The organism is Mesorhizobium sp. M0816, assembly GCF_040320005.1.
Classification (GTDB): Bacteria; Pseudomonadota; Alphaproteobacteria; order Rhizobiales; family Rhizobiaceae; genus Mesorhizobium.
Genome location: NZ_JAMYOT010000014.1, coordinates 70,680 through 92,400 on the forward strand (window position 1 = coordinate 70,680; position 21,721 = coordinate 92,400).

Here is a 21,721-nt window from a genome sequence, read left to right on the forward strand (position 1 = left end):
AATATGGGGCCATTGGGCCGATCGCCGATCGCGCAACCCGGACCTGATCGTCCCTTTGCGCGCGAAGGAGATTTAGCGAACTTAGGTTTGGAAATTACGGTATTAATGTATGTTTTCTGCCTCGCCCGTTCGGCTTTGTCCTGCCGCGTATTCTCCGCATCGTCGCGCTTAAGCTAAGCAAAACGACTGACAGCAACGGATAGCCCCCAAACACACGAGAGCTTGGCGCTCCAACAAAGCCGTAACTAATCACCACTCGCGCCTTCCGCATCACGCCGGCATCTGTAGTAAAGGGAAACTTAAAGTGAGAAAACTCCCCTACAAGGAAGGCACCCTATTTGCCATTCCGTTGAGATCAGGTGGCTATGGGCTTGGCTTGGTAGCTCATATGGCCCCAATGGGAAAGATTATTCTAGCATATCTATTTGGACCAATGCGTCTGGAATTGCCAAAGGCGGATGAATTAAATGACCTTAGTCCAGATAATGCAGTCAGGTGCCTACGGTGTGGCGATCTCGGTTTAATAAATGGAACTTGGCCAATTATTGGTCAAATGAAGAGCTGGGCAGAAGACAAATGGCCTATGCCAACCTTCGTTCACAAAGAAAGCCTTTCCAACCGAATTCTTATTCGAAAATACTCAGAGTCTGATCCATCGAAGCTAGAGAGCCAAACTAGCGTAGCTTCGGCGGGCGATTTGGAGCAGGACGGTTTACACGGATATCAAGCCGTCGAATTGATTCTGATCGAGCAGCTGAAACCCCATTGATCAAGGAATGACGGTAACGATGTGAATTACGAATTACGGTGACTCCCACTAGCCGGCCTCTCGTCAATGCCGCGCGGAACTTTTTTGGCGGCGTCAGCGGCTAATTTGCATCGGGCGGACTATTCATCCGGGGAGGAGCCCCACGACTGGTGAAGGAGGGAGGTCACTGGGTTGTTTGGTGGAGAACAATAAAGACTATAACTCGCTTATGAATGTAATCGGCCCGAATAAGGTGGGTAGTGCGAGTTTACAGGTAAATGATTTCCCAATTGGTCCGTGAGGAGTTGCCATCATGCATTTTAAAATAGCATTGAAAATTGCCGGATTTGTTGCAATTTTGGTTTTCGGAGGATCGGCCTGTACTGTGCCATCAACTCCTGAGATACTGAACTGTTCAAATGGAATCTTTGCCGATAATTGGCCGTTCACTTGGCGAGCAGTTGAGGAGAAATGTATATCACGCGTAACCTCGCAAATTGCGAAGGAGTTCATAGACTGGAATACGAAATATGAAGAATTTAATGAGGATACTGGTGCACTTTACCTTTTATATGGACGAGATTGATTGATAAGAATCTTGCGACTCCATTGTAATTGGACGAGAGAACGAAAGATTTTGATCAAGTAACTCGATCGCTTACGGACTCTTATGTTGGCATTTACGACGATATTGAAAAATTGCAGGAAGAATTGAAAATGTCTTTGGCCCAAAAAGGAGGCGGGGATGCGAATTCGCTCTATGCGATAAGGCTTTTAGGTTTAGTTCCAATTGAGCACGCGCGGCCCACCATTTTGTTCCTGAAGAGTCTGGTTGATCTTGACACCCACACCATTAAGGTCACGGGACAATACGGGGAAGAGATTGTAGAAATGCAAGAGTTGTTGGATTATCGGGCCAGTGCACAAGGTCGTTAGTTGCCATTCACAGATCCTAGTTATGACGCGGGTCATTACTTAGTGGCCGCTATTGTGCGGCAGGAACTGGAGAGAATTTCGCAATTTCGGTGCACTTTTATCGCGTTCGCCCGGCTATCATTGCACGTAGATTGACCACATGGCCCGCCTTGCCCGCATAGCGGCGTCCGGCTTCTACAACATCGGCCAGCTCACCTCCACCAACCCTGGGGCAACGCAAGGCAACAAGTATGACGGCTTTGGCAAGCTCGCCCGCCGGGACGTCACGCTGGGCACGCTGACCCACACCACGACCAGCGTGCGCGATGCCTCCGGCCAGACGGGTTGTTGATAAATACGGAGCTCGATATACGGTGGACGTAACTGTTACAGGTCCGGCCGGCACCGTTGAGGTTCGCACCGGGTGGAGTTTTAGCCCCCGGTTCAAACGTCCCGTCGCTGATGACACTATTCGTGAAGTAGAGTCCCGCTATGAAACCAAAGATCAACGACGTTGTGAGATTGATTTGTGATATGCTGGGAGAATCCCTTCAGGCCGGAGCTTTAGGAGTCGTTGTTGAAGAGCATTCTTATCCCGAGGAGGCATACGAGATTGAATTCAGTAGCGAAAATGGGAAGACCATCGCTCAATTAGCCTTACTTCCAAACCAGTTCGTACTGATTGCTGTGTAAGGAATTACAGCGCACTCTTTTCCATATCTCCTCTCCGAATTACGACATGATCCGGAATTACGCACTACGGTCGCATTACGAATTACGGTGACACCCATTAGCCGGCGGCTCGTCAAGAGCACGAAGCCGTAGGGCACGGTTTTTGATGACTGAGTTCAAGATCATACCTTTCACAGGCGCCGGGGAAATAGAGTTTGGAATGTCCCCGAATCAGATTAGACGGCGTCTTGGGACAAATTTTCGAACATTCAAACGATCTATCAGGGATACGTTTCCTTGCGACTATTTCGAAAATATTGGGGTATTTTGTTACTATAGTAAATCAGGAAAATTGAACGCGGTCGAGTTCACGAGTCCTGCCGCTCCTTCTCTGAATGGGGTTCGATTTCTAGGAACAGGGTTTGAAATCGCGAAACGTGCACTTATTTCATTGGGCCAAGAAATCGAAGAAGAAATTGATGGGGCAATCGCTCTTAGCCTAGGGGTTAGTATTTATGCCCCGTTGGCAAAAGAAGATTCCATGGCGCCCGTCGAGACAGTGCTAATCTTTCAAAAAGGATACTACCAATAGCAGCAAGGTATACAAATTTGCCAATCCGTTGGCAGCGCAAGCTGCCAATCCAGGGTTCGACCGGCGACAATGGCGGACATTAGAATGGCTAAGAAGGCAGCGAAACGGTGCGTCGGAGACCCTGCAAAGCCAAATCCCACAAAGGAGGCGATAACCTCCTTCTGTTCCAACCGACTAACAGGAGTGGCTAGTGGTCGACCTATCGATGCTCGAGTGGTTGGAGGAGTGGCACCAAGGGCAGTGCAACGGCGATTGGGAACACCAATACGGCGTAAAAATTGATACGATCGACAATCCTGGATGGGAAGTTTCAATAGATTTGCGCGGGACGCAGCTCCAGGGAAGAAATTTTACAGACGTAAGCTTTCAGTATGACGACGAGATCGATTGGTTTTATGTGACCGTAAAGGACGATACCTTCAAGGGACACGGAGGGGCAAGGAACTTATCGAGCATTATTGGAGAGTTTAAGAAGTTTGCGATGGATGCGCCAAGGGAAACAGAGCAATTAGATACCTAGAGAATTTTCGCCAGATGTACAAAACGGGAATTGCGATGACAGTGCTGGACTGCGCCCCGTAAGTGAGACACGGCAATTTCAGTGACAGGTTATCCTGACAGACAAAATGACGTTCAGAACGTCAGCAGTCAACCGATGCCTCAGCCTTGCGGCTTCACCACATCGGCCGGGCTGATGTCGAGCAGGTCGAGAGTGCGGCGCAACAGCTGCATTTCGCTCCCGGCGAGTTGCGAATCGGCCTTGGCGATTTCGGCCATGTGGCGGGCGAGCAGCTTGCGCCGTTCGACGTCGAGGTCGCGGAACTGCGCGACGGCCTGCGAGCCGTTGGTCTCGTAGCCGAATTCGTTGAGATATTCGATGACGCTGTCGATGCTGGTTTCGGGAATGCCGAAGGCGTCCCGGCAGATACGCCTGAAGGCGGTCATTTCGCTTTCGCTGACCGACCCGTCGGCGAGGATCATACGGAACAGCATGAGCAGCTCCGCCGACAGCACCGGATCGTCCGCGACCTTGCGCACGCCAGGATCGCCGTCGAAGATCGAGCGTATCTGGTCCAGCAATCCCATCGCCATCAGCCCCTTCCGATTCGTTCGGAAGGTAGCGCGGAATCGGATTTGCGCAAACGGGGTGCGAATGGTGGAAAAGCCGCCTGCGTGCGCTCATTGGTGTGTGACCGCGCGCCTGATACTATGCCGCTGTACGAATCATGTTGAGGAGGGACCGAACATGAATCTCAGTGCGCCTACCCAGCTTATTTTCATTATATCCCTTGTCATCGCCATCATCGGCGTTCTCGCCGCGCTTGGCGTTCTTGCGTTTATCCCTTTGAATGCCGCGTGGATTGTCGTCATCGCCTACATCGTGCTGGCCGCCGGCTGCCTGATGCGCGGGGCTTAAACACGTCCAGACAACTCCGAATCTCAGGCAACTCGGAGCGCCCGGCCAAAAGCCGGGCGCTTTTGATTCCGACGGATGGTCTGTTAAAGTCGCGTGGCGGAAGGAAAGCGCATGCCCGACAGCGAAGACGGCAGCCGCCACGAAAGCCCAGGGCTCGATCGGTTCGAGATGGTGCGGCGCGCGCCGAGCCATCGGCTTCAGGGCGCCGTCACCGACATGTGCGGCTTTCGCGAAACCATGCCAGGCCATTTTCGCGCCATCGAATATGCCTCGCTGACCGTGCCGCTGGTCATCAGCTTTGCCGAACCCTTTGCCATCGGGCTCGGCAGGGACCCCAGCGACAATGACCGCTTCGCCAGTTTTGCCGCCGGCCTTTATGCCGGGCCGGTAGTGATCGAATCCTTCGGCGGCGCCTGCTGTGTGCAGATCAATTTCACCCCGCTCGGCGCTCGTCGCTTCTTCGGGCGGCCGATGAGCGAACTGACCGACCGCATGGTCGGCCTGGATGACGTGCTCGGCGTTGACGGCATTGCACTTCGCGAAAGGCTCGGCAATTTGCCGGATTGGAGCACACGCTTCGCCATCGTTGAGGCCTTCGTCGCGGATCGGTTGGTAACCGCAGACCGCACTCAAGTCGAAATGGTCTGGGCCTATGAGACGATCGTCTCGACGAGTGGCCGGACCCGCATCTCGACGCTTGCCGAAAAACTTGGCTGGAGCCGCAAGCATCTCGCCGGAAAATTTTCGGATGCGATCGGCGTTGGACCCAAGACGCTCTCGCGCATCGTCCGCTTCAACCATGCGCTTGGCCTGTCGAGACAGGCGAACAGCGCTTGGGCCGACATCGCCGCCGACTGTGGCTATGCCGACCAGGCGCATCTGGTACGCGAGTTTCGCGACCTGGCAGGCGTCGCGCCGACGGCGCTTGCCGCTAGGTAACATTTCTTCAAGACGCGCAACCGGCCTTCGCCCAGACTGGGTTGATCGACCAACCCGTTGAAGGAGATCTGCCATGCCGAACATCACCGAACCACCGCGGATTTACCCGGCACTACGCTACAGAAATGCCGGCAACATGATCGACTGGCTGTGCGAGGCCTTCGGCTTCAGCATCCGCGCCCGCCATGGCGAAGGCGACGTGGTGCACCACGCCGAACTCGCATTCGGCTCTTCGATCATCATGCTCGGCACGGCGCGCGACGATGCCTATGGCAAGATGGTCGGCGCGCCCGGCTCGGGCGGCGGCAAGTCGATCTACATTGCGGTCGCTGATGCAGACGCGGCATACGCGCGCGCAAAAACCGCCGGCGCCGAGATTCTGGAAGAACTAACCGACCGCGACTATGGCAGCCGCGAATTCATATGCCGCGATCCGGAAGGCAATGTCTGGTCGTTCGGCACCTACTGGCCGAAGGCTGACGAGAAAGCATGATCCCGAAAAGTGGAGACCGGTTTTCGGACAAGATCATGCTCAAGCAAAGTATCTAACGCGCCAGCCCAAAAATCGCGTCGCAGTCGAGGTGGGTTTCCAGTTCGGCTGCGATCTCGTCCAGTGCCTGTTCGACCTCGGCGCGGTAGTCGATGCCGCCGCCCTTGACGCCGAGGCTTTCGAGGAATTTCGCCCGGAAGGCGTCGGCGGAAAACAGCCCGTGCATATAGGTGCCCGATACCTTGCCGTCGGCCGAGATAGCACCGTCATCGATGCCGTTGATAACGGCGTACGGCCGCAGCGTATCCGGACCTGTGGTGCGGCCGAGATGGATCTCGTAGCCCTCGAGCGGCAGATCGAACGGCACCGAGCGCGCGCTGACGTTGCGCACCGTCTTTTCCGGCTCCATCACCGTTTCGACGTCGAGCAGCCCGAGGCCTTGCGTTTCTGTAACGCTGCCCTCGACGCCGTCGGGATCGCGCACGATATGACCAAGCATCTGGAAGCCGCCGCAAATGCCAACGATGTGGCCACCGCGTTTCCTATGCGCGGCAAGGTCGCGGTCCCAGCCGTTCTCGCGCAATTTCAGGAGATCGCCGATCGTCGACTTCGAGCCGGGAATGACCACCAGACCCGCATCTTCGGGCAAGCGCTCACCAGGCGGCACGAACACCACCTCGACCTGCGGTTCGGCCTTGAGCGGGTCGAGATCGTCGAAATTGGCGATGCGCGAGAGCACCGGCACGGCGATCTTCAGCGCGCGCTTCTCGCCGGACGCCAGTCGTTCGAGTACGACGGAGTCTTCCGACGGCAGCCGCGCCGCCGCCTTCAGCCACGGCACAACGCCAAAACAGCGCCAACCGGTGAATTTTTCGATCGCCTCGATGCCATCGTCGAACAGCGAGACATCGCCGCGGAACTTGTTGATGAGATAGCCGACGATCATGCGCCGGTCCTCGTCCGGCAGGATCAGATGGGTGCCCGCGACCGAGGCGATGACGCCGCCGCGATCGATATCGCCGACCAGGATCACCGGCACGCCGGCGCGCGTCGCAAAGCCCATATTGGCAATGTCACGGCTCCTGAGATTGATCTCGGCCGGCGAGCCGGCGCCCTCGACGATGACCAGATCGGCGCCCTCGCCGACCTTTGCCCAAGAGTCCAGCACCGCATCCATCAGCCGGGCCTTCAGCGCCTGGTAGTCGCGTGCCCGCGCTTCGCCGAACACCTTGCCCTGCACGACGACTTGAGCGCCGACATCGGTCTGCGGCTTGAGCAGCACCGGATTCATGTGGACGGTCGGCGCCACGCCGCAGGCGATCGCCTGCAGCCATTGGGCGCGGCCGATCTCGCCGCCGCCTGAATCGCCCGGAATATCGGCGACGGCCGCGTTGTTCGACATGTTCTGCGGCTTGAACGGCCGCACTTTCAAGCCGCGCTTCTTCGCCGCGCGGCAGAGGCCGGCAACCAGCACCGTCTTGCCGACATCCGAACCCGTGCCCTGCAGCATGATCGCTTTGGCCATGTCAGTCCCTGCCCTGCGCAACGGTTCCGGTGATCGTCGACTTGGCCGCCAGCGGCCCACCACGCCAGAGATAGAGCGCCAGCAGCGGCTCCTTGCCGGTGCGCATGGCGTGGCTGACGTCAGAGGCATGATGGATCACCTCGCCCGCCGATCGAAGGTGAAAACCGCCATCGCCCATGCGCCATTCGGTGCCGCCGGTCAGCGGGATGTAGATCTCCTCCGCCACATGGTGATGATCGGGGTAGACGATGTCGGGTCCAAGGATCAGCAGGCCGGCCGCAACCTCTTCATTGACGAAATGGCCGCGTGTACCGAACACCTCCAGCCAGCCGTAATTGTCGATGAAAACCTTGCCGAAATCCGCCTCGCCATAGGTTTGCCCCCAGCGCAGATCGCCGCGACGCTCCGCAACCAGCCGCGCCAGCGACTTGGCCGCAGCGGGAGCGAGTTCGACGATCCGGCCGAGCTGGACGAGACAAGGCAGTGCATGCGGTTCGAGCGGCCGGCTTGGCATGTCCCAGTCGATTCGGGCCACGGCGTCGCGCACCAGCGCATCGTCGGACGTCTGGAGATAGGCATGGAAGCATCCAAGCAGTTCGTCGAAAGTTGTCGTCACACTTTGCTCCAAAGCGCATTCGCACACAGCCGCTGCCCAGACGGTTGGATGGAGACGGTCGGGTTGCGCGGCGGCATCATTGGTCTAGATTGGACGGCGCGCAAAGCCAAAAACGACAGGCCAGCAGGCCGGAAACATCAGGGAGCACGCCATGGACGCCGCTGTCGATGCGGGCACCAGCCAGTTCGAACTCAACGAAGACCAGCGCGCCATCCAGGAGATGGCGCAAGCCTTCGCCGCCGACCGTGTGGCGCCGAACGCACTCGACTGGGATCGCAACAAGTATTTCCCCGCCGATGTGATCCGCGAGACAGGTCCGCTCGGCCTTGGCGGCATCTATGTCCGCGACGACGTCGGCGGCTCGGGGCTCGGCCGGCTCGACGCCGTGCTGATCTTCGAGGCGCTTTCGCGTGCCGATCCGGCGTTTTCCGCCTTCATCTCGATCCACAACATGGCGGCATCGATGATCGACCGCTTCGGCAGCGACGAGCAGCGCCGGTGCTTCCTGCCGAAACTGACCTCGATGGAATGGCTGGCCAGCTACTGCCTGACCGAGCCGGGCTCCGGCTCGGATGCGGCAGCGCTGAAGACGCGCGCGGTCAAAACCGGCGGCGATTATGTGCTGAACGGCGCCAAGCAGTTTATCTCCGGTGCCGGCGACAGCGACCTCTATGTCGTCATGGCGCGCACCGGCGCCGACGGGCCGAAAGGCATTTCCACCTTCGTCGTGCCGAACGATGCGTCCGGCCTTTCCTTCGGCGCCAACGAGCGCAAGATGGGCTGGCACATGCAGTCGACCCGCCAGGTCGTCTTCGAGGACTGCAAGGTGCCGGTCGAAAACCTGCTGTCGGTCGAGGGCGCCGGCTTCGGCATCGCCATGGCCGGGCTCGACGGCGGCCGGTTGAACATCGCCGCCTGTTCGCTCGGCGGCGCGCAATCGGCGCTCGACAAGGCGCTCGCCTACACCGCCGAACGCAAGGCTTTCGGCTCGAAGATCAACCAGTTCCAGGCGCTGCAGTTCAAGCTCGCCGACATGGAGACCGAACTGCAGGCAGCGCGCGTCTTCCTCTACACCGCCGCCTCGAAGCTCGACCGCAACGCGCCGGATGCCTCGAAATGGTCGGCGATGGCCAAGCGCTTCGTCACCGACACCGGCTTCAATATCGCCAACGACGCCCTGCAGCTGCACGGCGGCTATGGCTATCTGCATGATTACGGCATCGAGAAGCTGGTGCGCGACCTGCGCGTCCACCAGATCCTCGAAGGCACCAACGAGATCATGCGCGTCATCATCGCTCGCGCCCTAATCGGACGATAGAGAATTTAGTGAATAGTGAATGGTGAATGGTGAATGGTGAGGCTATCATATAGACCATGAGTAATACATGATCCCTACTGACTACTGACTACTGACTATTCACTATTCACTATTCACTATTCCACTCACGGAGCGCCATTATGACCACCATCGCCTTCATCGGCCTCGGCAATATGGGCAATCCGATGGCCGCCAACCTGGTCAAGGCCGGGTATGCCGTGCACGGCTTCGACCTGGTGCCGGAGAACCTCGTCATTGCCAGGGAGCACGGCGTCATCGTCATGGCCAATGCCGTTGCGGCGGTGAAGGATGCCGATGCGGTCATCACCATGTTGCCGGCCGGCAAGCATGTTCTGTCGGTTTACGCTGACATAGTGTCCAAGGCAAAAAAAGGCGCGCTGTTCATCGATTCCTCGACCATCGATGTCGAGTCGGCCCGAAAGGCCCATGCCATCGCCGCCAAGCATGGATTGCTGACGATCGACGCGCCGGTCTCTGGCGGCACGGGCGGTGCGGCGGCCGGCACGCTGACCTTCATGGCCGGCGGTTCGAAGGATGCCTTCGCCAAGGCCGAACCAATCCTCAAGCCGATGGCCGACCGCATCGTTCATTGCGGCGACGCCGGCGCCGGACAGGCGGCGAAGATCTGCAACAACATGATTTTGGGCATTTCGATGATCGGCGTTGCCGAGGCCTTCGTGCTGGCGGAAAAGCTCGGCCTGTCGCACCAGGCGCTGTTCGACGTCGCCTCGACCTCGTCCGGCCAGTGCTGGTCGCTGACCACCTATTGCCCGGTGCCCGGCCCGGTGCCGACATCGCCCGCCAACACAGGCTACAAGCCGGGGTTTGCCGCGGCACTGATGCTGAAGGACCTCAAACTGTCACAGGAGGCCGCACAGAGCGTCGGTGCAGCAACGCCGCTCGGCGCCGAGGCAGCCCAGCTCTATGCGCTGTTCAACGCACAAGGGAATGCCGGCGCGGATTTTTCCGGCATCATTAATTTCCTCCGTGGTGACCCGGCGTAAGCTCCAAGTTCACAGGTTTCGATCTGCCCAAAGCGGAAAGCCGGCAAATTTAGGTTTGCTTAAGCTCTTGCTAACCCTGCAGTAACGATATGCGTTTAAAACGGATTGCGAGGCGGACATCCGCCCGGCGCTCCGGATCAGGTCTCGCGTACCGGAGCCCGTAAGTTTCGCCGTTAGTTTCGCAAGTGTATTGTTGGCGAAGCGCCATGCGTATCTGGCAAAGCCGCGTTCCGATGGAGCGCGGTTTTTGCGTTTCGCATCCTCGCCTGGCGAGCGCCCATTCAAACGCCGGGCGCCCGCCCGACATGGAGCGCCCGGCGATCGCCTCCCTAATGCTTGCGCAAATCTGCTTGCGCCAGGTCGAGCGCCGTGGCGATGCGGTCGCAGGCCATGTCGATCGTCTCGCGCGTCCAGATCAGCGGCGGCGACAGGATCATCGTGTCGCCGGTGGCGCGCAGCATCATGCCCTGGGCAATCGCGTGGTCGCGAACCATCACCGCCGCGCTGCCGGCCGGCAGGAAGCGCTCCTTGGTCACCTTGTCCTTGACGATCTCGATCGCCCCCATCAGCCCGAACGAGCGCACCTCGCCGACCAGATCGTGGCCGCCGAGGCGTTCCTGCAGCGCCCTGGCGAAGTAAGGCCCGGTGTCGTTCCTCACGCGCTCGACCAGGCCTTCCCGCTCGATGATCTCGAGGTTCTTTAGCGCCACCGCGCAGGCCACAGGATGCCCGGCATAGGTGTAGCCGTGATAGAATTCGCCGCCCTTTTCGACCAGCGTCGCCGCGATGCGGTCGCCGACCAGCAGCGCCGACAGCGGCTGATAGCCAGAGGTCAGCGCCTTGGCCGTGGTGATGGTGTCGGGCTCGACATCGAAGGCTTGTGCGGCGAACCACTCGCCTGTGCGGCCATATCCGGTGATGACCTCGTCCAGCATCAGCAGGACATCGTATTTGCGGCAGATGCGCTGCACCTCCGGCCAATAGCTCATCGGCGGGATCTTCACCCCGCCTGCCCCCATCACCGGCTCGCCGATGAAGGCGGCCACCTTGTCGGCGCCGGCTTCGAGGATCGCGTCCTCGACCGCTTTTGCCGCGCGCAGGCCGAAATCATGGTCGCTTTCGCCGGGCAGTGCGAGCTCATAGGCATAGGGCATCATCACATGGACGATGTTGGGCACGGCGCCGCCGAGCTGCTTGTGCATCAAATCCATGCCGCCGAGCGAGGCGCCGGCGATGGTCGAGCCGTGGTAGCCCATCTTGCGTGAGATGATGCGGTTCTTCTCGGGCCTGCCTTCCAGCACCCAATAGTGACGGACCAGGCGCAGCGCCGTGTCGTTGGCCTCCGAACCGGACGAGCCGTAGAACACCTGGTTGATGTGCCTTGGCGCGATCTCCGCCAGCTTTTTCGACAGCAGAACCGGCGTCGGCGTCGAGCATTTGAAGAAAGAGTTGTAGTAGGGCAATTCCTTCATCTGGGCGTAGGCGGCGTCGGCAAGCTCGTCGCGGCCATAGCCGACATTGACGCACCACAGCCCAGCCATGCCGTCGAGGATTTCCGTCCCTTCGGCATCATAGATGAACGGCCCGTTGGCGTGGGTGATGATGCGCGAGCCGGTCTCGCGCATCTCTTTGTGGTCGGTGAACGGATGAAGGTGATGCGCGGCATCGATCTGCTGAAGCTGCTTCAGCGAATAATTCTGGTAGGTCATGTCTGGTCTTTCCTCTTGAACCAATCCGGCAGCTTTCGCGCCGGGGCGGATTCGTCAGAGGACAGCGGGCGGCGAATAGCCGATGCGAGCGCAGAGCCGCAACAGCTCGGCGCGTAGCGTGCGCGACGACGGCGTCACCGCCACCCCAAATGTGCAACCCGATTTCGCCAGCCGAGCCATGCATGTACCTTAGGCTGCCTCGAGCCCTCAGTTCAAGCCATGCCGGTCAAGCGACGCCAGTCAATTGGTGCCAGTCAGGGCCCGCTGCAGGAAGACGTACTTCATCGCCGCCTGTGCGGCCTGCGGCCGCCGGTCGCCGCGTCCACCATGGCCGCCCTCGGTCTCCTCAAAGAACAGCGTCTTGCCGTGGCCGGCCGCCTGCAGCCGTGCCGCCATTTTGCGCGCATGCCCGGGATGGACGCGATCGTCGGCGGTCGAGGTCGTCAGCAACACCGGCGGATAGGCTGCGTCCGTGTCTACATGCTGGTAGGGCGAATAGGCGGCGAGCCAGGCTGCCCCTTCCGGCTTCTCCGGATCGCCATACTCGGCCATCCACGACGCGCCGGGCGGCAGCTCGGTGTAGCGCAGCATATCGAGCAGCGGCACGTCGATGATCACTGCACCGAACAATTCCGGGTGCTGGGTCAGCGAGACGCCGGTCAGCAAGCCACCATTCGATCCGCCCTGGATGCCCAGCGTGGCGGGCGTGGCGATGCCGCGTTTGACCAGATCTTGCGCGACCGCGGCGAAATCGTCGAAGGCATTCTGGCGATTGGCCTTGAGCGCCGCCTGATGCCAGTTCGGGCCGAACTCGCCGCCGCCGCGGATGTTGGCCTGCACATAGGCATTGCCCTTCTCCAGCCACAGCCTGCCGCGCACGCCGGCATAGCCGGGCAGCAGCGGCACTTCGAAGCCGCCATAGCCGTAAAGCAATGTCGGCACGGGTCCATGCAAGTCGCGCCTCCTGACGACGAAGTACGGGATCATCGTGCCATCCTTCGAGCGCGCCTCGAACTGTTCGGAGACCAGGGACGACGCATCGAAACGCGCCGGCTGCGACTTCACCGTTGCCAGCCCCGCGGCGTTGTCGTCCGACCAGATGATCGAGCTCGGCGTCAGGAAATCGGTGAAGGAGAAGGAGACGCTGGAACCGAAATGCTCGGCATGGCTGATGCCGACATTGCCGTTTTCGGGCAACGCCACGGGCTTGAACTCCCAGCCGCTGTCGCTGCGCTTGCCGGCGACGACCTTGCCGCGCACATTGTCCATCAAATTGATGAACAGCCGGTCCTGCGTGCGGGCAATACCGGCGATCGAGACACGGTGCGCCGGCTCGAGCACGGTACCGAGGGATCCGAATAGCCTGGTTTCGATCCAGCGCTCGAAATCGAGTGAATAGAGCCCGTCGGGCTTACAAAGCGTGCCGTCCGGCGCAGTCCACGGGGTACGCACGCCGAAGACGAGCTGGCCCTTGAACAGCGCTGTATCGGTGACGTCGTCCGGCAACGGGATGCGCCTGTTCTCGCCGGAAGGCAGCCGCAGGAAACTGTGCGAGGCGAAGAAGTCGATGGTTCGGGCGAGGAAGACATGACGCTTGTCGCCGTCGAATTCGACGGACCCGCCGGCGGCAAGATCCTGCTTCAGCGCCTCGAAGATCGGCATCGCCGCTTCCAGTGTCGTGCCGCGCCGCCAAAGCTTGACCACGCGCGGATAACCGGACTGGGTCTTGTCGTCCTCCTCGAAGGCGGCGGAAACGATAACCGTGTCCTCGTCCAGCCAGCTAAAGCTCGATTTCGAGGCAGGAGCGCGAAAGCCGCCATCGACGAACGATCTGCTTTCGATATCGAATTCGCGCATCTCGCTGGCATCGCCGCCATCCGGCGACAGGTTGAGCAGGCAGCGGCTGAAGTCGGGGTAGAGCCGGCTGGCGCCGCTGAACACCCATTTCACCCCCTCTTTCGCCGCCAGACTGTCGAAGTCGATGATCGTCTGCCATTCCGGCTTGTCGGTCTTGTAGGAGGCGACGGTGGTGCGCCGCCAGAGGCCGAGTACGTTCGTCCGGTCCTGCCAGAAATTATAGACATAGCCGTTGATAGCGGCCCCGACGGCGATGTTATCCTCGGCTGTCATCAGGTCGAGCGCCGTCTCGAACGACATCTGATAGGACGGATCACCCTGCAGCTCCCCGACCGTAACTGCATTTTGGTGATGCACCCAGTCGAGCGCCTGCTTGCCCCTCCTGTCCTCAAGCCAGAGAAACGGGTCTTCGGCCGCCGAACCCGGCTGGCCCTTGGTATTCGATTTGGTCATGAGGTCTCCGGTTGAGTCGGGTGGCGACATAGCCAAGATCGACATGGGCCGCTTACATTCAAGTCATTCGTCAGAAACGGCGGCTTTCTGGCATTCACACCATCCGTCTTCGAATGACCGTTACAACTGCCAGCGCCAGGCAAATGGCACCGAGCGTCATTGGCAGGCCGCCGGCGCCAACAACATCCATGGCGCTGCCCGCCAGCGGCGGCACGGCGATGCCGCCGACGCCCCACATCAGCGAGAAGGCGGCGTTGCCGGCGACCAGTGCCGAGCCGGTGAACCGCTCGCCGAGTTCAATGATCGACATCGTGTAAATGCCGTAGGAAACCGCGCCCCAGATGAAGACGCACGGCCAGATCAGCGGCGTCTCGATGAGAACCGGCAACAGAACGCATCCGAGCACCGTCATCGAAACACAGATGAACCGCACCAGCCGCGCCGTCAGTCGTTCCGCCAGCAGGCCGAGCGGCACCTGCATAGCGATGTTGCCGGCGATCATCACCGACAGCAGCGCCGACATGCGCGCTTCCGCAATGCCGTAATGCGTTCCATAGACCGGCAGCAAGGCGAGCACCGCCTGTTCGAAACCGGCGGCCACGATCACCGCCGATAACAGCAGCCACGCCTGCGGCACGAACCCCAGCACCGAAACGCGGTGCCCGCTCTCGTCGACCCTCGGCAGCCGTGCCAGCACCGAGGCGAGGCAGGCGCCGCAAAACAGAAATGCGGCGATGCCGACCAGAAACGGCGGCCATCCCATGGTGCCGACCGCAAGCAGGCACAGCGGTCCCGCCGCAAAGCCCGCCGAAATGATCGTCGAATAGATGCCCATGACGCGGCCGCGGCGTGTCGGCGGCGCCAGTGCGATCACCCAGACTTCGCTCAGCACGTAGAGCGGGTTGGTGACGGCGCCGATCAAAAAGCGCAGAGGAAACCACAGATAGACATTTTGCGTCCAGCCGATCAGCGCCAGCACCAGCGCGGAAAGTGCCGCGCAAGTAAGCGCGGTGCGCCCTGCCCCGAAACGCCGTGCCAGCGCCGGAACCAGCGGCGACGAGACGATGAAGCCGATCGGCGTCATTGCCGCCGACAGGCCGATCATGGCCGGCGAGACGCCCTGGCGCTGCAGGATGAAGCTCAACAGCGGATAGCTCAGCCCTTGCGCGATGGCGAACACCGAGACGGTGGCGATCACGCCGGTGATTGCCGCCCATTGCACTGTCTCGCCGCTGTCCTGTTCCGCCCGGTCCATGATGCAGGACTAGCGTTTCGCTTTCATCGCGGTAAGCACCGGCAACGAAAACCGCTTGCGCCAGCCGGAAGAGATAAGAGCCTGACGATCCCTCCGGCTGCCCTTCAGGCATGTCGCTTCCCTCGTCCTAGTGGTCGCCGCCTCCGCAATGGCTGGCCGGCCGGCAGTCCATTATGCCGCCGCATTGCCGCAGCGTACGAGGACTATCATGACCGCCGCCCTTCAGCCCGCCGAACCTGCATTGGCAAACGACCGCGCCCGTCGCGGCGGCCGCGCGGGAAAGCGTGCCGGCGGATCGGCGGCGTTCGAGCAGCCGCCGTTTCGGCAGTTGAAGAACCCGCTGGCGCCGACCCGGCTGGTTTCCGACGACGAGCTGGAATCTATCCACCTCGCCTCTCTGCGCGTGCTGCGGGAAATCGGCGTCGACGTGCTGCATGACGAAGCCCGGCGCATCATGAAGGCGCATGGCGCCGATGTCCGCGAAGGCAGCGAGCGGGTGCGCTTCGACAGTGACATGATCCTGGAACTGGTTGCGCACTGCCCGCCGGAATTCACCATCCACGCCCGCAACCCGGCGCACAACGTGCGCTTCGGCGGCGATAATCTGATCATCTCGATGATGGCGTCGGCGCCCAATTGCTCCGACGTCGATCGCGGCCGCCGGCCGGGCAACCAGCAGGACTACCGCAACTTCCTCAAGCTTGCGCAGATGCACAACATATTGAACTGCACGGGCGGCTATCCGGTCGAGCCGATCGACATCCATCCGTCCGTCCGCCACCTTGAATGCATCCGTGACCTCGCCACGCTGACCGACAAGATGTTCCACATCTATTCGCTCGGCAAGGAGCGCAACGTCGACGGCATCGAGATCACCAGGATCGCACGCGGCATCAGCCATGAACAGTTGCTTGCAGAGCCGTCGGTATTCACCATCATCAACACCAATTCGCCGCTCAAGCTCGACGTGCCGATGATGGAAGGCATCATCCAGATGTCGAGCAAGGGCCAGGTTGTCATCGTGACCCCGTTCACCCTGTCCGGCGCCATGGCGCCGGTGACGATTGCCGGCGCGCTGGTGCAACAGAATGCCGAGGCGCTGTCAGGCATCGCCTTCGCGCAGATGGTGCGCAAGGGCGCGCCTGTCGGCTACGGCGGCTTCACCTCGAATGTCGACATGAAGTCCGGCGCGCCGGCCTTCGGCACGCCGGAATATATGAAGGCGCAGCTGGTCGGCGGGCAGCTCGCCCGCCGCTACAATATCCCCTACCGCACCTCCAACACCTGCGCCGCCAACACGGTCGATGCGCAGGCCGCCTATGAAAGCGTGTTCTCACTGTGGGGCGCCATCCAGGGCGGCGGCAATCTGATGATGCATGCGGCCGGCTGGCTCGAAGGCGGCCTGCGCTGCTCCTACGAGAAGACCATCCTCGACATAGACCTGTTGCAGATGGTCGCCGAGTTCCTGACGCCGCTCGATCTTTCCGAGGAAGCACTCGGTTTCGACGCCATACAGTCCGTCGGCCCCGGCGGCCATTTCTTCGGCACCCAGCACACGCAGGACCGCTACAAGACCGCGTTCTATGCGCCTATTATCTCGGACTGGCGCAATTTCGAGAGTTGGGCGGAGGCCGGGTCGCCGACGGCACTCGAAAAGGCCAATCGCGTGTGGAAGGAACGGCTGGCGTCCTATGAAGAGCCTTACATGGATCCGGCAATCCGGGAGGAGCTCAACGCTTTCGTCGACAAGCGCCGGGCCGAAGGCGGCGCGCCGACCGATTTCTGATCATCTGATGAGTAGTCGACCCCCACTCCGTCTTGATGGCAGGCTGGCCGGAAACATCGCTGTATCCGATCTCCGCTTTGTTTTCGCGCCCCGCTCACTCGATTCAATCTCTTCAAAAACGGATCTATCTTCATGAAATCTCATGCAAAAGCGGTTGTCATCGGCGGCGGGGTCGTTGGCTGCTCGGTGCTCTATCATCTGGCCAAGGCTGGCTGGACCGACATCATGCTGATCGAGCGTTCGGAGCTCACTTCCGGCTCGTCCTGGCATGCGGCGGGCGGCTTCCATACGCTGAACGGCGATCCCAACGTCGCCAAGCTGCAGGCCTACACGGTGCAGCTTTACAAGGAGATCGAGGAGATTTCCGGCCAATCCTGCTCGCTGCACCTGACCGGCGGCGTGATGATGGCCGACACGCCCGAGCGCATGGACTTCTTGCGGCTCGCCCACGCCAAGGGCCGCTATCTCGGCATGGACACCGAACTGATCACGCCGTCCGAAGCCAAGGCGATGTTCCCGCTGATGGACGAGACGAATTTCGTCGGCGCCATGTGGGATCCAGTCGAGGGCCATCTCGACCCTTCCGGCACCACCCATGCGTATGCCAAGGCCGCCAGGAAGCTAGGCGCCGAGATCGTACTGCGCAACCGCGTCGTGGAACTGACGCAGGAGGTCGACGGCACCTGGAACGTCGTCACTGAGCAAGGCACAGTCAAAGCCGAGCATGTGGTCAACTGCGGCGGCCTGTGGGCGCGCGAGATCGGTCGCATGGTCGGCGTCGAACTGCCGGTGCTGGCCATGGAGCACATGTATCTCCTGACCGAGCCGATGCCGGAGGTCGAGGAATTCAACAAGTCGACCGGCCGCGAGATGATTGGCGTGCTCGATTTCAAGGGCGAAATCTATACCCGCCAGGAACGCAACGGCATCCTGCTCGGCACCTATGAAAAGGCCTGCAAGCCGTGGTCGCCGGTCAACACGCCCTGGGATTTCGGCCACGAGCTGCTGCAGCCAGACATCGACCGCATCGCGCCGTCGCTCGAGATCGGCTTCAAGCATTTCCCCGGCATCGAAAAGGCCGGCATCAAGCAGATCATCAACGGCCCCTTCACCTTCGCGCTGGACGGCAACCCGCTGGTCGGCCCGGTGCAGGGCCTGACCAATTTCTGGTGCGCCTGCGCCGTCATGGCCGGCTTCAGCCAGGGCGGCGGCGTCGGCCTGGCGCTGTCGAACTGGATGGTCCATGGTGACCCCGGCTTCGACGTCTGGGGCATGGACGTTGCGCGCTTCGGCGAATGGGCAACGCTGCGCTATACCAACGCAAAGGTCCGCGAAAATTATTCGCGCCGTTTCTCCATCCGCTTTCCCAACGAGGAATTACCGGCGGCAAGACCAGCGCAGACGACCCCGCTTTACGACACCATGCTGGCCAACAACGCCGTCATGGGCGACAGCTGGGGTCTCGAAACCCCGCTCTGGTTCGCGCCGAAAGGCTCGGAGCCGAACGACGTCGTGTCCTTCCACCGCTCCAATGATTTCCGCCCGATCGGCGAGGAGGTGCGCGCCACCCGCGAGAAGGTCGGCGTCACCGAGATCGCCAACTTCGCCAAATACGAAGTCTCCGGACCGGGGGCCGAGGACTTTCTCAACCGGCTGATGACCAATCGCATGCCGAAGACCGGCCGCATCGTGCTGACGCCGATGCTGAACGAGTTCGGCAGACTGATCGGCGACTTCACCATCGCCAAGGCGGGCCCAAGGGGTGGGGAAGACCGCTTCATGATCTGGGGTTCTTCGGCAGCGCAAAAATACCACATGCGCTGGTTCGAGAAGCATCTGCCAAAGGATGGAAGCATCCGCATCCACCGCTTCGACCAGACGCTGGTCGGTCTCTCCATCGCCGGGCCGAAATCCCGCGACCTGCTGCAGAAACTGGTCGATGTCGACATCTCGACCAAGGCCTTCCGCTTTATGGATTTCCGCGAGATGGCGGTCGGCGGCGCGCCTTGCATGGTCAATCGGATCACCTACACCGGCGACCTCGGCTACGAGATATGGATGGCGCCTGCCTACCAGCGCCTGGTCTACAAGGCGATCAAGGAGGCTGGCGAAGAGTTTGGGCTTGTCGATTTCGGCATGCGGGCTTTGCTCTCTATGCGCCTTGAGAAGAACTTCCCGACCTGGTTCCGCGAGCTACGTCCGATCTACGGACCGTTCGAAGGCTCGATGGACCGCTTCATCAAGCTGGAGAAGAACGACTTCATCGGCCGGGAAGCAGCGGCCAAGGAACAGGCAGAAGGGCCGAAACTGCGCCGTGTCTCCTTCATCGTCGATGCCGCGGATGCAGACGTCATGGGCGACGAGCCGATCTGGGCCAAGGTCGGCGGCAAGGATTACGGCACCGTGGAAAAGCCGCATGGCTATGGCGCGCCGCGCTTCGACGCGGGCGGCAAGGAAGTGCGCGGCTCGAACGCCGCCGAAGGCGCGTCTGCCGTGCGCGGCATTGTCGACGGCGACTGGCGGGTGGTCGGCTGGGTCACCTCCGGCGGCTATGCGCATTATGTCGAGAAGTCGATGGCGCAAGGCTATGTACCGGCAGCGCTTGCCGAGAACGAGAGCGCCGGCCTGTTCGAGATCGAAATCCTCGGGCACCGGCGTCCCGCACGCATCAATGTCGAACCGCCCTTCGACCCGAGCGGCGAAAAGATGAGGACGTAGGCGCAGCCAGCCGGTCGCATTGTGCGGAGCATACTCTTCATGCTAGCGCAGCCGGCAACACTCTGCTGGCAAGGGCGATGAGATTTCATTGAAGTACAATCTGAGATGGGCCGAGTGGCTGGCCGAGGGACGGATCGGCCCCTTCCCGGCAACGATCGTCATGGTCGCGGCTTATTTTGCCTTGCAGACCATCATACTGTCCCTGTTGAGCTCTTGGGCGGGAACCGGCGTCGGCATCGATGATGCGGAGCAGCTGATCTATGTTCCGTATCTCTGGGCTGGATATGGCGGCTCGCAACCACCCCTGTACACCTGGATCAACTGGCTGGCCGCGCATGTTTTCGGCACCAGTATCTTCACGCTGAAGCTCGTCAAATACTCCGTGCTGTTCCTTGCCGCCTGCAGCGTGTTCGCCGCCATGCGGCGGTTCGGCTACACCAAAGCGACAGCGGCGGCGGCCATGTTCGGCCTGTTTACGATCCCGCAGATCGTCTGGGAATCGCAGCGCGCCTTGTCGCATTCCGTCGCCGTCGTCGGCTTCTGCTCGCTGCTCCTGCTGGCCATGGCCTATCTTCTCGAGCGGCGAAGCATGATCGCCTATGCGGCGTTTGGCCTGGCCACCGCGGCGGCAATTCTTGCCAAATATAATGATGTCTTCCTCGTGGTGGCCCTTGTTGCGGCCGTGCTGTCGCTGCGCGAATGGCGCAGCGCGATCCTCGATCCGAAGTTCGCCATCAGCATAGCGGTCGCGATATTGGTGCTGGCGCCGACCACCTATTGGAGCCTCATGCATCCCGCCGATTTATTGTCGAGAGGCGAGAAGTTCGGAATAGACGCGCAACAAGGGCGCGTGGCGGCGGCCTTTGTCGGCGCCGGCAAGTTTATCATGGGCACCTTCAATTTCGCGGTCTTGCCGGTGCTCGTTTCCGCCCTGGCTTTCTGGCTGGCGAAGTTCCGTTTCTCGGAGCGGCTCCCGAAAGGTCCGGCAAGGGAAATTCTGTTGTGGCGTACCTTGGCGCTCGGCTTGGCCATGCTGGCAATACTTGTACTTGCCACCGGCGTGACGGTGGTCAAGGACCGCTGGCTGCTGCCGGTCCTGTTCATGTTGCCGCTGGCCATCGTCGCCACTATGGAACGGCTGGCGCCGCGGGGCAGGAATGCGCAGCTCCTGGTGATCGCGGCTGGAGCGATCATCGCCGTGCTGCTCGCGCCCGCCACCTGGTACGTCCAGATAAACGGGACCAGTGGCCTCTCGCGGATGATCCGCGTGGATTACCCCGCCCTCTATCGCCAACTGACTGCGGACGGACCGGTCAAAACCGCAATATCTGATGGTGCATGGGTCGGAAACCTGCGGTTGGTCGACGAAAAACTGCTCGCACTTGACCAGGAAGTGCCTAATTTCGAAACGCTGATGCAGGAGCCGGCCGTACTCGTCTGGCTTGACCGAGACGATCCGCGTCCGGTCATTTTGGAGCAGCTCAAAGCGGCCGGCTATGAGCCGGACGGCCAACCACGGCAAATGATGGTTCCGCTGTTGCGCGGCACCGGCAAGTCCGCCCGGGCCGGCGCCTATGTAAGATTGAAGAGAATGGCGGTGGGAGAAGCCACGGCGCCCAAGGGAGGCGTTAGCGGAGGAGCCGAGGGTGGACAGGAACCCGACTGACCGGCCCCGTCATCACCGCA

At 60.7% G+C, this 21,721-nt stretch carries 21 protein-coding genes; 15 read left to right on the plus strand and 6 right to left on the minus strand.

Features of this window, described 5'->3' with window-relative positions; genetic code table 11:
- Positions 1-304: 304 nt before the first annotated feature.
- The 7 genes from NKI17_RS21805 (at position 305) to NKI17_RS21835 (ending at position 3,447) form a co-directional block, all read left to right on the plus strand.
- The gene (locus NKI17_RS21805) at positions 305-769 is read left to right on the plus strand and encodes an Imm26 family immunity protein (protein WP_023676473.1); all 465 of its coding nucleotides are present in this window, start codon (positions 305-307) and stop codon (positions 767-769) included.
- Between the two features lie 292 nt (positions 770-1,061).
- The gene (locus tag NKI17_RS21810; RefSeq protein ID WP_352855009.1) at positions 1,062-1,334 is read left to right on the plus strand and encodes a hypothetical protein; all 273 of its coding nucleotides are present in this window, start codon (positions 1,062-1,064) and stop codon (positions 1,332-1,334) included.
- A gap of 29 nt (positions 1,335-1,363) precedes the next feature.
- Entirely contained in the window at positions 1,364-1,684 is a 321-nt protein-coding gene (locus tag NKI17_RS21815) for a hypothetical protein (RefSeq protein ID WP_352855010.1), read from the plus strand.
- 139 nt (positions 1,685-1,823) lie between these two features.
- Complete coding sequence (locus tag NKI17_RS21820; protein WP_023676475.1) at positions 1,824-2,015, plus strand: hypothetical protein; 192 nt, start codon at positions 1,824-1,826, stop codon at positions 2,013-2,015.
- A 140-nt stretch (positions 2,016-2,155) separates the two neighbouring features.
- Complete coding sequence (locus tag NKI17_RS21825) at positions 2,156-2,356, plus strand: DUF4926 domain-containing protein (RefSeq protein ID WP_023676476.1); 201 nt, start codon at positions 2,156-2,158, stop codon at positions 2,354-2,356.
- A gap of 145 nt (positions 2,357-2,501) precedes the next feature.
- Complete coding sequence (locus NKI17_RS21830) at positions 2,502-2,927, plus strand: hypothetical protein (RefSeq protein ID WP_352692711.1); 426 nt, start codon at positions 2,502-2,504, stop codon at positions 2,925-2,927.
- A 190-nt stretch (positions 2,928-3,117) separates the two neighbouring features.
- Complete coding sequence (locus tag NKI17_RS21835; RefSeq protein WP_352692712.1) at positions 3,118-3,447, plus strand: immunity 53 family protein; 330 nt, start codon at positions 3,118-3,120, stop codon at positions 3,445-3,447.
- A gap of 140 nt (positions 3,448-3,587) precedes the next feature.
- Here NKI17_RS21835 and NKI17_RS21840 read toward each other — a convergent pair whose 3' ends face one another.
- Positions 3,588-4,019: a TerB family tellurite resistance protein gene (locus NKI17_RS21840; RefSeq protein WP_023676479.1), complete on the minus strand. Its 432-nt coding sequence runs from the start codon at positions 4,017-4,019 to the stop codon at positions 3,588-3,590.
- A gap of 154 nt (positions 4,020-4,173) precedes the next feature.
- On the opposite strand from NKI17_RS21840, the gene NKI17_RS21845 reads away from it, so the two are divergent.
- From NKI17_RS21845 to NKI17_RS21855, 3 genes are all read left to right on the plus strand, one after another.
- Entirely contained in the window at positions 4,174-4,344 is a 171-nt protein-coding gene (locus tag NKI17_RS21845) for a hypothetical protein (RefSeq protein WP_023676480.1), read from the plus strand.
- A gap of 111 nt (positions 4,345-4,455) precedes the next feature.
- Positions 4,456-5,283, plus strand: a complete 828-nt coding sequence (locus NKI17_RS21850; protein WP_352692713.1) for a helix-turn-helix domain-containing protein — start codon at positions 4,456-4,458, stop codon at positions 5,281-5,283.
- A gap of 73 nt (positions 5,284-5,356) precedes the next feature.
- Entirely contained in the window at positions 5,357-5,776 is a 420-nt protein-coding gene (locus tag NKI17_RS21855) for a VOC family protein (RefSeq protein WP_352692714.1), read from the plus strand.
- A 52-nt stretch (positions 5,777-5,828) separates the two neighbouring features.
- Here NKI17_RS21855 and NKI17_RS21860 read toward each other — a convergent pair whose 3' ends face one another.
- Positions 5,829-7,298, minus strand: a complete 1,470-nt coding sequence (locus tag NKI17_RS21860; protein WP_352692715.1) for a cobyric acid synthase — start codon at positions 7,296-7,298, stop codon at positions 5,829-5,831.
- 1 nt (position 7,299) lies between these two features.
- Positions 7,300-7,914 (minus strand): dimethylsulfonioproprionate lyase family protein, encoded by a 615-nt coding sequence (locus NKI17_RS21865; RefSeq protein WP_352692716.1) that lies wholly within the window; start codon positions 7,912-7,914, stop codon positions 7,300-7,302.
- A gap of 151 nt (positions 7,915-8,065) precedes the next feature.
- Here NKI17_RS21865 and NKI17_RS21870 point away from each other — a divergent pair, with 151 nt between their 5' ends.
- Together NKI17_RS21870 and mmsB are read left to right on the plus strand one after the other, a co-directional pair.
- Positions 8,066-9,232 carry an isobutyryl-CoA dehydrogenase gene (locus NKI17_RS21870; protein ID WP_352906795.1) on the plus strand — a complete coding sequence of 389 codons (1,167 nt, stop codon included), beginning with the start codon at positions 8,066-8,068 and terminating at the stop codon, positions 9,230-9,232.
- A gap of 140 nt (positions 9,233-9,372) precedes the next feature.
- Complete coding sequence (gene mmsB / locus NKI17_RS21875; RefSeq protein WP_352906796.1) at positions 9,373-10,257, plus strand: 3-hydroxyisobutyrate dehydrogenase; 885 nt, start codon at positions 9,373-9,375, stop codon at positions 10,255-10,257.
- A gap of 329 nt (positions 10,258-10,586) precedes the next feature.
- On the opposite strand, the gene NKI17_RS21880 is transcribed toward mmsB, so the two are convergent.
- The 3 genes from NKI17_RS21880 to NKI17_RS21890 form a co-directional block, all read right to left on the minus strand.
- Positions 10,587-11,966, minus strand: coding sequence for an aspartate aminotransferase family protein (locus NKI17_RS21880; protein ID WP_352568934.1), 1,380 nt, complete (start codon positions 11,964-11,966; stop codon positions 10,587-10,589).
- 240 nt (positions 11,967-12,206) lie between these two features.
- Positions 12,207-14,276, minus strand: coding sequence for a prolyl oligopeptidase family serine peptidase (locus NKI17_RS21885; protein WP_352568935.1), 2,070 nt, complete (start codon positions 14,274-14,276; stop codon positions 12,207-12,209).
- Between the two features lie 94 nt (positions 14,277-14,370).
- The gene (locus NKI17_RS21890) at positions 14,371-15,531 is read right to left on the minus strand and encodes an MFS transporter (protein WP_352568936.1); all 1,161 of its coding nucleotides are present in this window, start codon (positions 15,529-15,531) and stop codon (positions 14,371-14,373) included.
- Between the two features lie 208 nt (positions 15,532-15,739).
- On the opposite strand from NKI17_RS21890, the gene NKI17_RS21895 reads away from it, so the two are divergent.
- The 3 genes from NKI17_RS21895 to NKI17_RS21905 all read left to right on the plus strand — a co-directional run bounded on the left by NKI17_RS21895 (position 15,740) and on the right by NKI17_RS21905 (position 21,701).
- Positions 15,740-17,317 carry a trimethylamine methyltransferase family protein gene (locus NKI17_RS21895; RefSeq protein ID WP_023676493.1) on the plus strand — a complete coding sequence of 526 codons (1,578 nt, stop codon included), beginning with the start codon at positions 15,740-15,742 and terminating at the stop codon, positions 17,315-17,317.
- 132 nt (positions 17,318-17,449) lie between these two features.
- On the plus strand, positions 17,450-20,035 hold the full coding sequence (locus NKI17_RS21900; RefSeq protein ID WP_352568937.1) for a GcvT family protein: 2,586 nt from the start codon (positions 17,450-17,452) through the stop codon (positions 20,033-20,035).
- Positions 20,036-20,123: 88 nt separating this feature from the next.
- Positions 20,124-21,701, plus strand: coding sequence for an ArnT family glycosyltransferase (locus NKI17_RS21905; RefSeq protein ID WP_352568939.1), 1,578 nt, complete (start codon positions 20,124-20,126; stop codon positions 21,699-21,701).
- Positions 21,702-21,721: the final 20 nt, after the last annotated feature.

Bases quoted from the DNA above. Each gene is read 5' to 3' on its own strand.
- mmsB (WP_352906796.1), top strand. From the start codon at position 9,373: ATGACCACCATCGCCTTCATCGGCCTCGGCAATATGGGCAATCCGATG.
- NKI17_RS21890 (WP_352568936.1), bottom strand. From the start codon at position 15,531: ATGGACCGGGCGGAACAGGACAGCGGCGAGACAGTGCAATGGGCGGCA.
- NKI17_RS21830 (WP_352692711.1), top strand. From the start codon at position 2,502: ATGACTGAGTTCAAGATCATACCTTTCACAGGCGCCGGGGAAATAGAG.
- NKI17_RS21825 (WP_023676476.1), top strand. From the start codon at position 2,156: ATGAAACCAAAGATCAACGACGTTGTGAGATTGATTTGTGATATGCTG.
- NKI17_RS21895 (WP_023676493.1), top strand. From the start codon at position 15,740: ATGACCGCCGCCCTTCAGCCCGCCGAACCTGCATTGGCAAACGACCGC.
- NKI17_RS21810 (WP_352855009.1), top strand. From the start codon at position 1,062: ATGCATTTTAAAATAGCATTGAAAATTGCCGGATTTGTTGCAATTTTG.
- NKI17_RS21855 (WP_352692714.1), top strand. From the start codon at position 5,357: ATGCCGAACATCACCGAACCACCGCGGATTTACCCGGCACTACGCTAC.
- NKI17_RS21840 (WP_023676479.1), bottom strand. From the start codon at position 4,019: ATGGCGATGGGATTGCTGGACCAGATACGCTCGATCTTCGACGGCGAT.
- NKI17_RS21860 (WP_352692715.1), bottom strand. From the start codon at position 7,298: ATGGCCAAAGCGATCATGCTGCAGGGCACGGGTTCGGATGTCGGCAAG.
- NKI17_RS21870 (WP_352906795.1), top strand. From the start codon at position 8,066: ATGGACGCCGCTGTCGATGCGGGCACCAGCCAGTTCGAACTCAACGAA.
- NKI17_RS21850 (WP_352692713.1), top strand. From the start codon at position 4,456: ATGCCCGACAGCGAAGACGGCAGCCGCCACGAAAGCCCAGGGCTCGAT.
- NKI17_RS21900 (WP_352568937.1), top strand. From the start codon at position 17,450: ATGAAATCTCATGCAAAAGCGGTTGTCATCGGCGGCGGGGTCGTTGGC.
- NKI17_RS21820 (WP_023676475.1), top strand. From the start codon at position 1,824: ATGGCCCGCCTTGCCCGCATAGCGGCGTCCGGCTTCTACAACATCGGC.
- NKI17_RS21880 (WP_352568934.1), bottom strand. From the start codon at position 11,966: ATGACCTACCAGAATTATTCGCTGAAGCAGCTTCAGCAGATCGATGCC.
- NKI17_RS21845 (WP_023676480.1), top strand. From the start codon at position 4,174: ATGAATCTCAGTGCGCCTACCCAGCTTATTTTCATTATATCCCTTGTC.
- NKI17_RS21885 (WP_352568935.1), bottom strand. From the start codon at position 14,276: ATGACCAAATCGAATACCAAGGGCCAGCCGGGTTCGGCGGCCGAAGAC.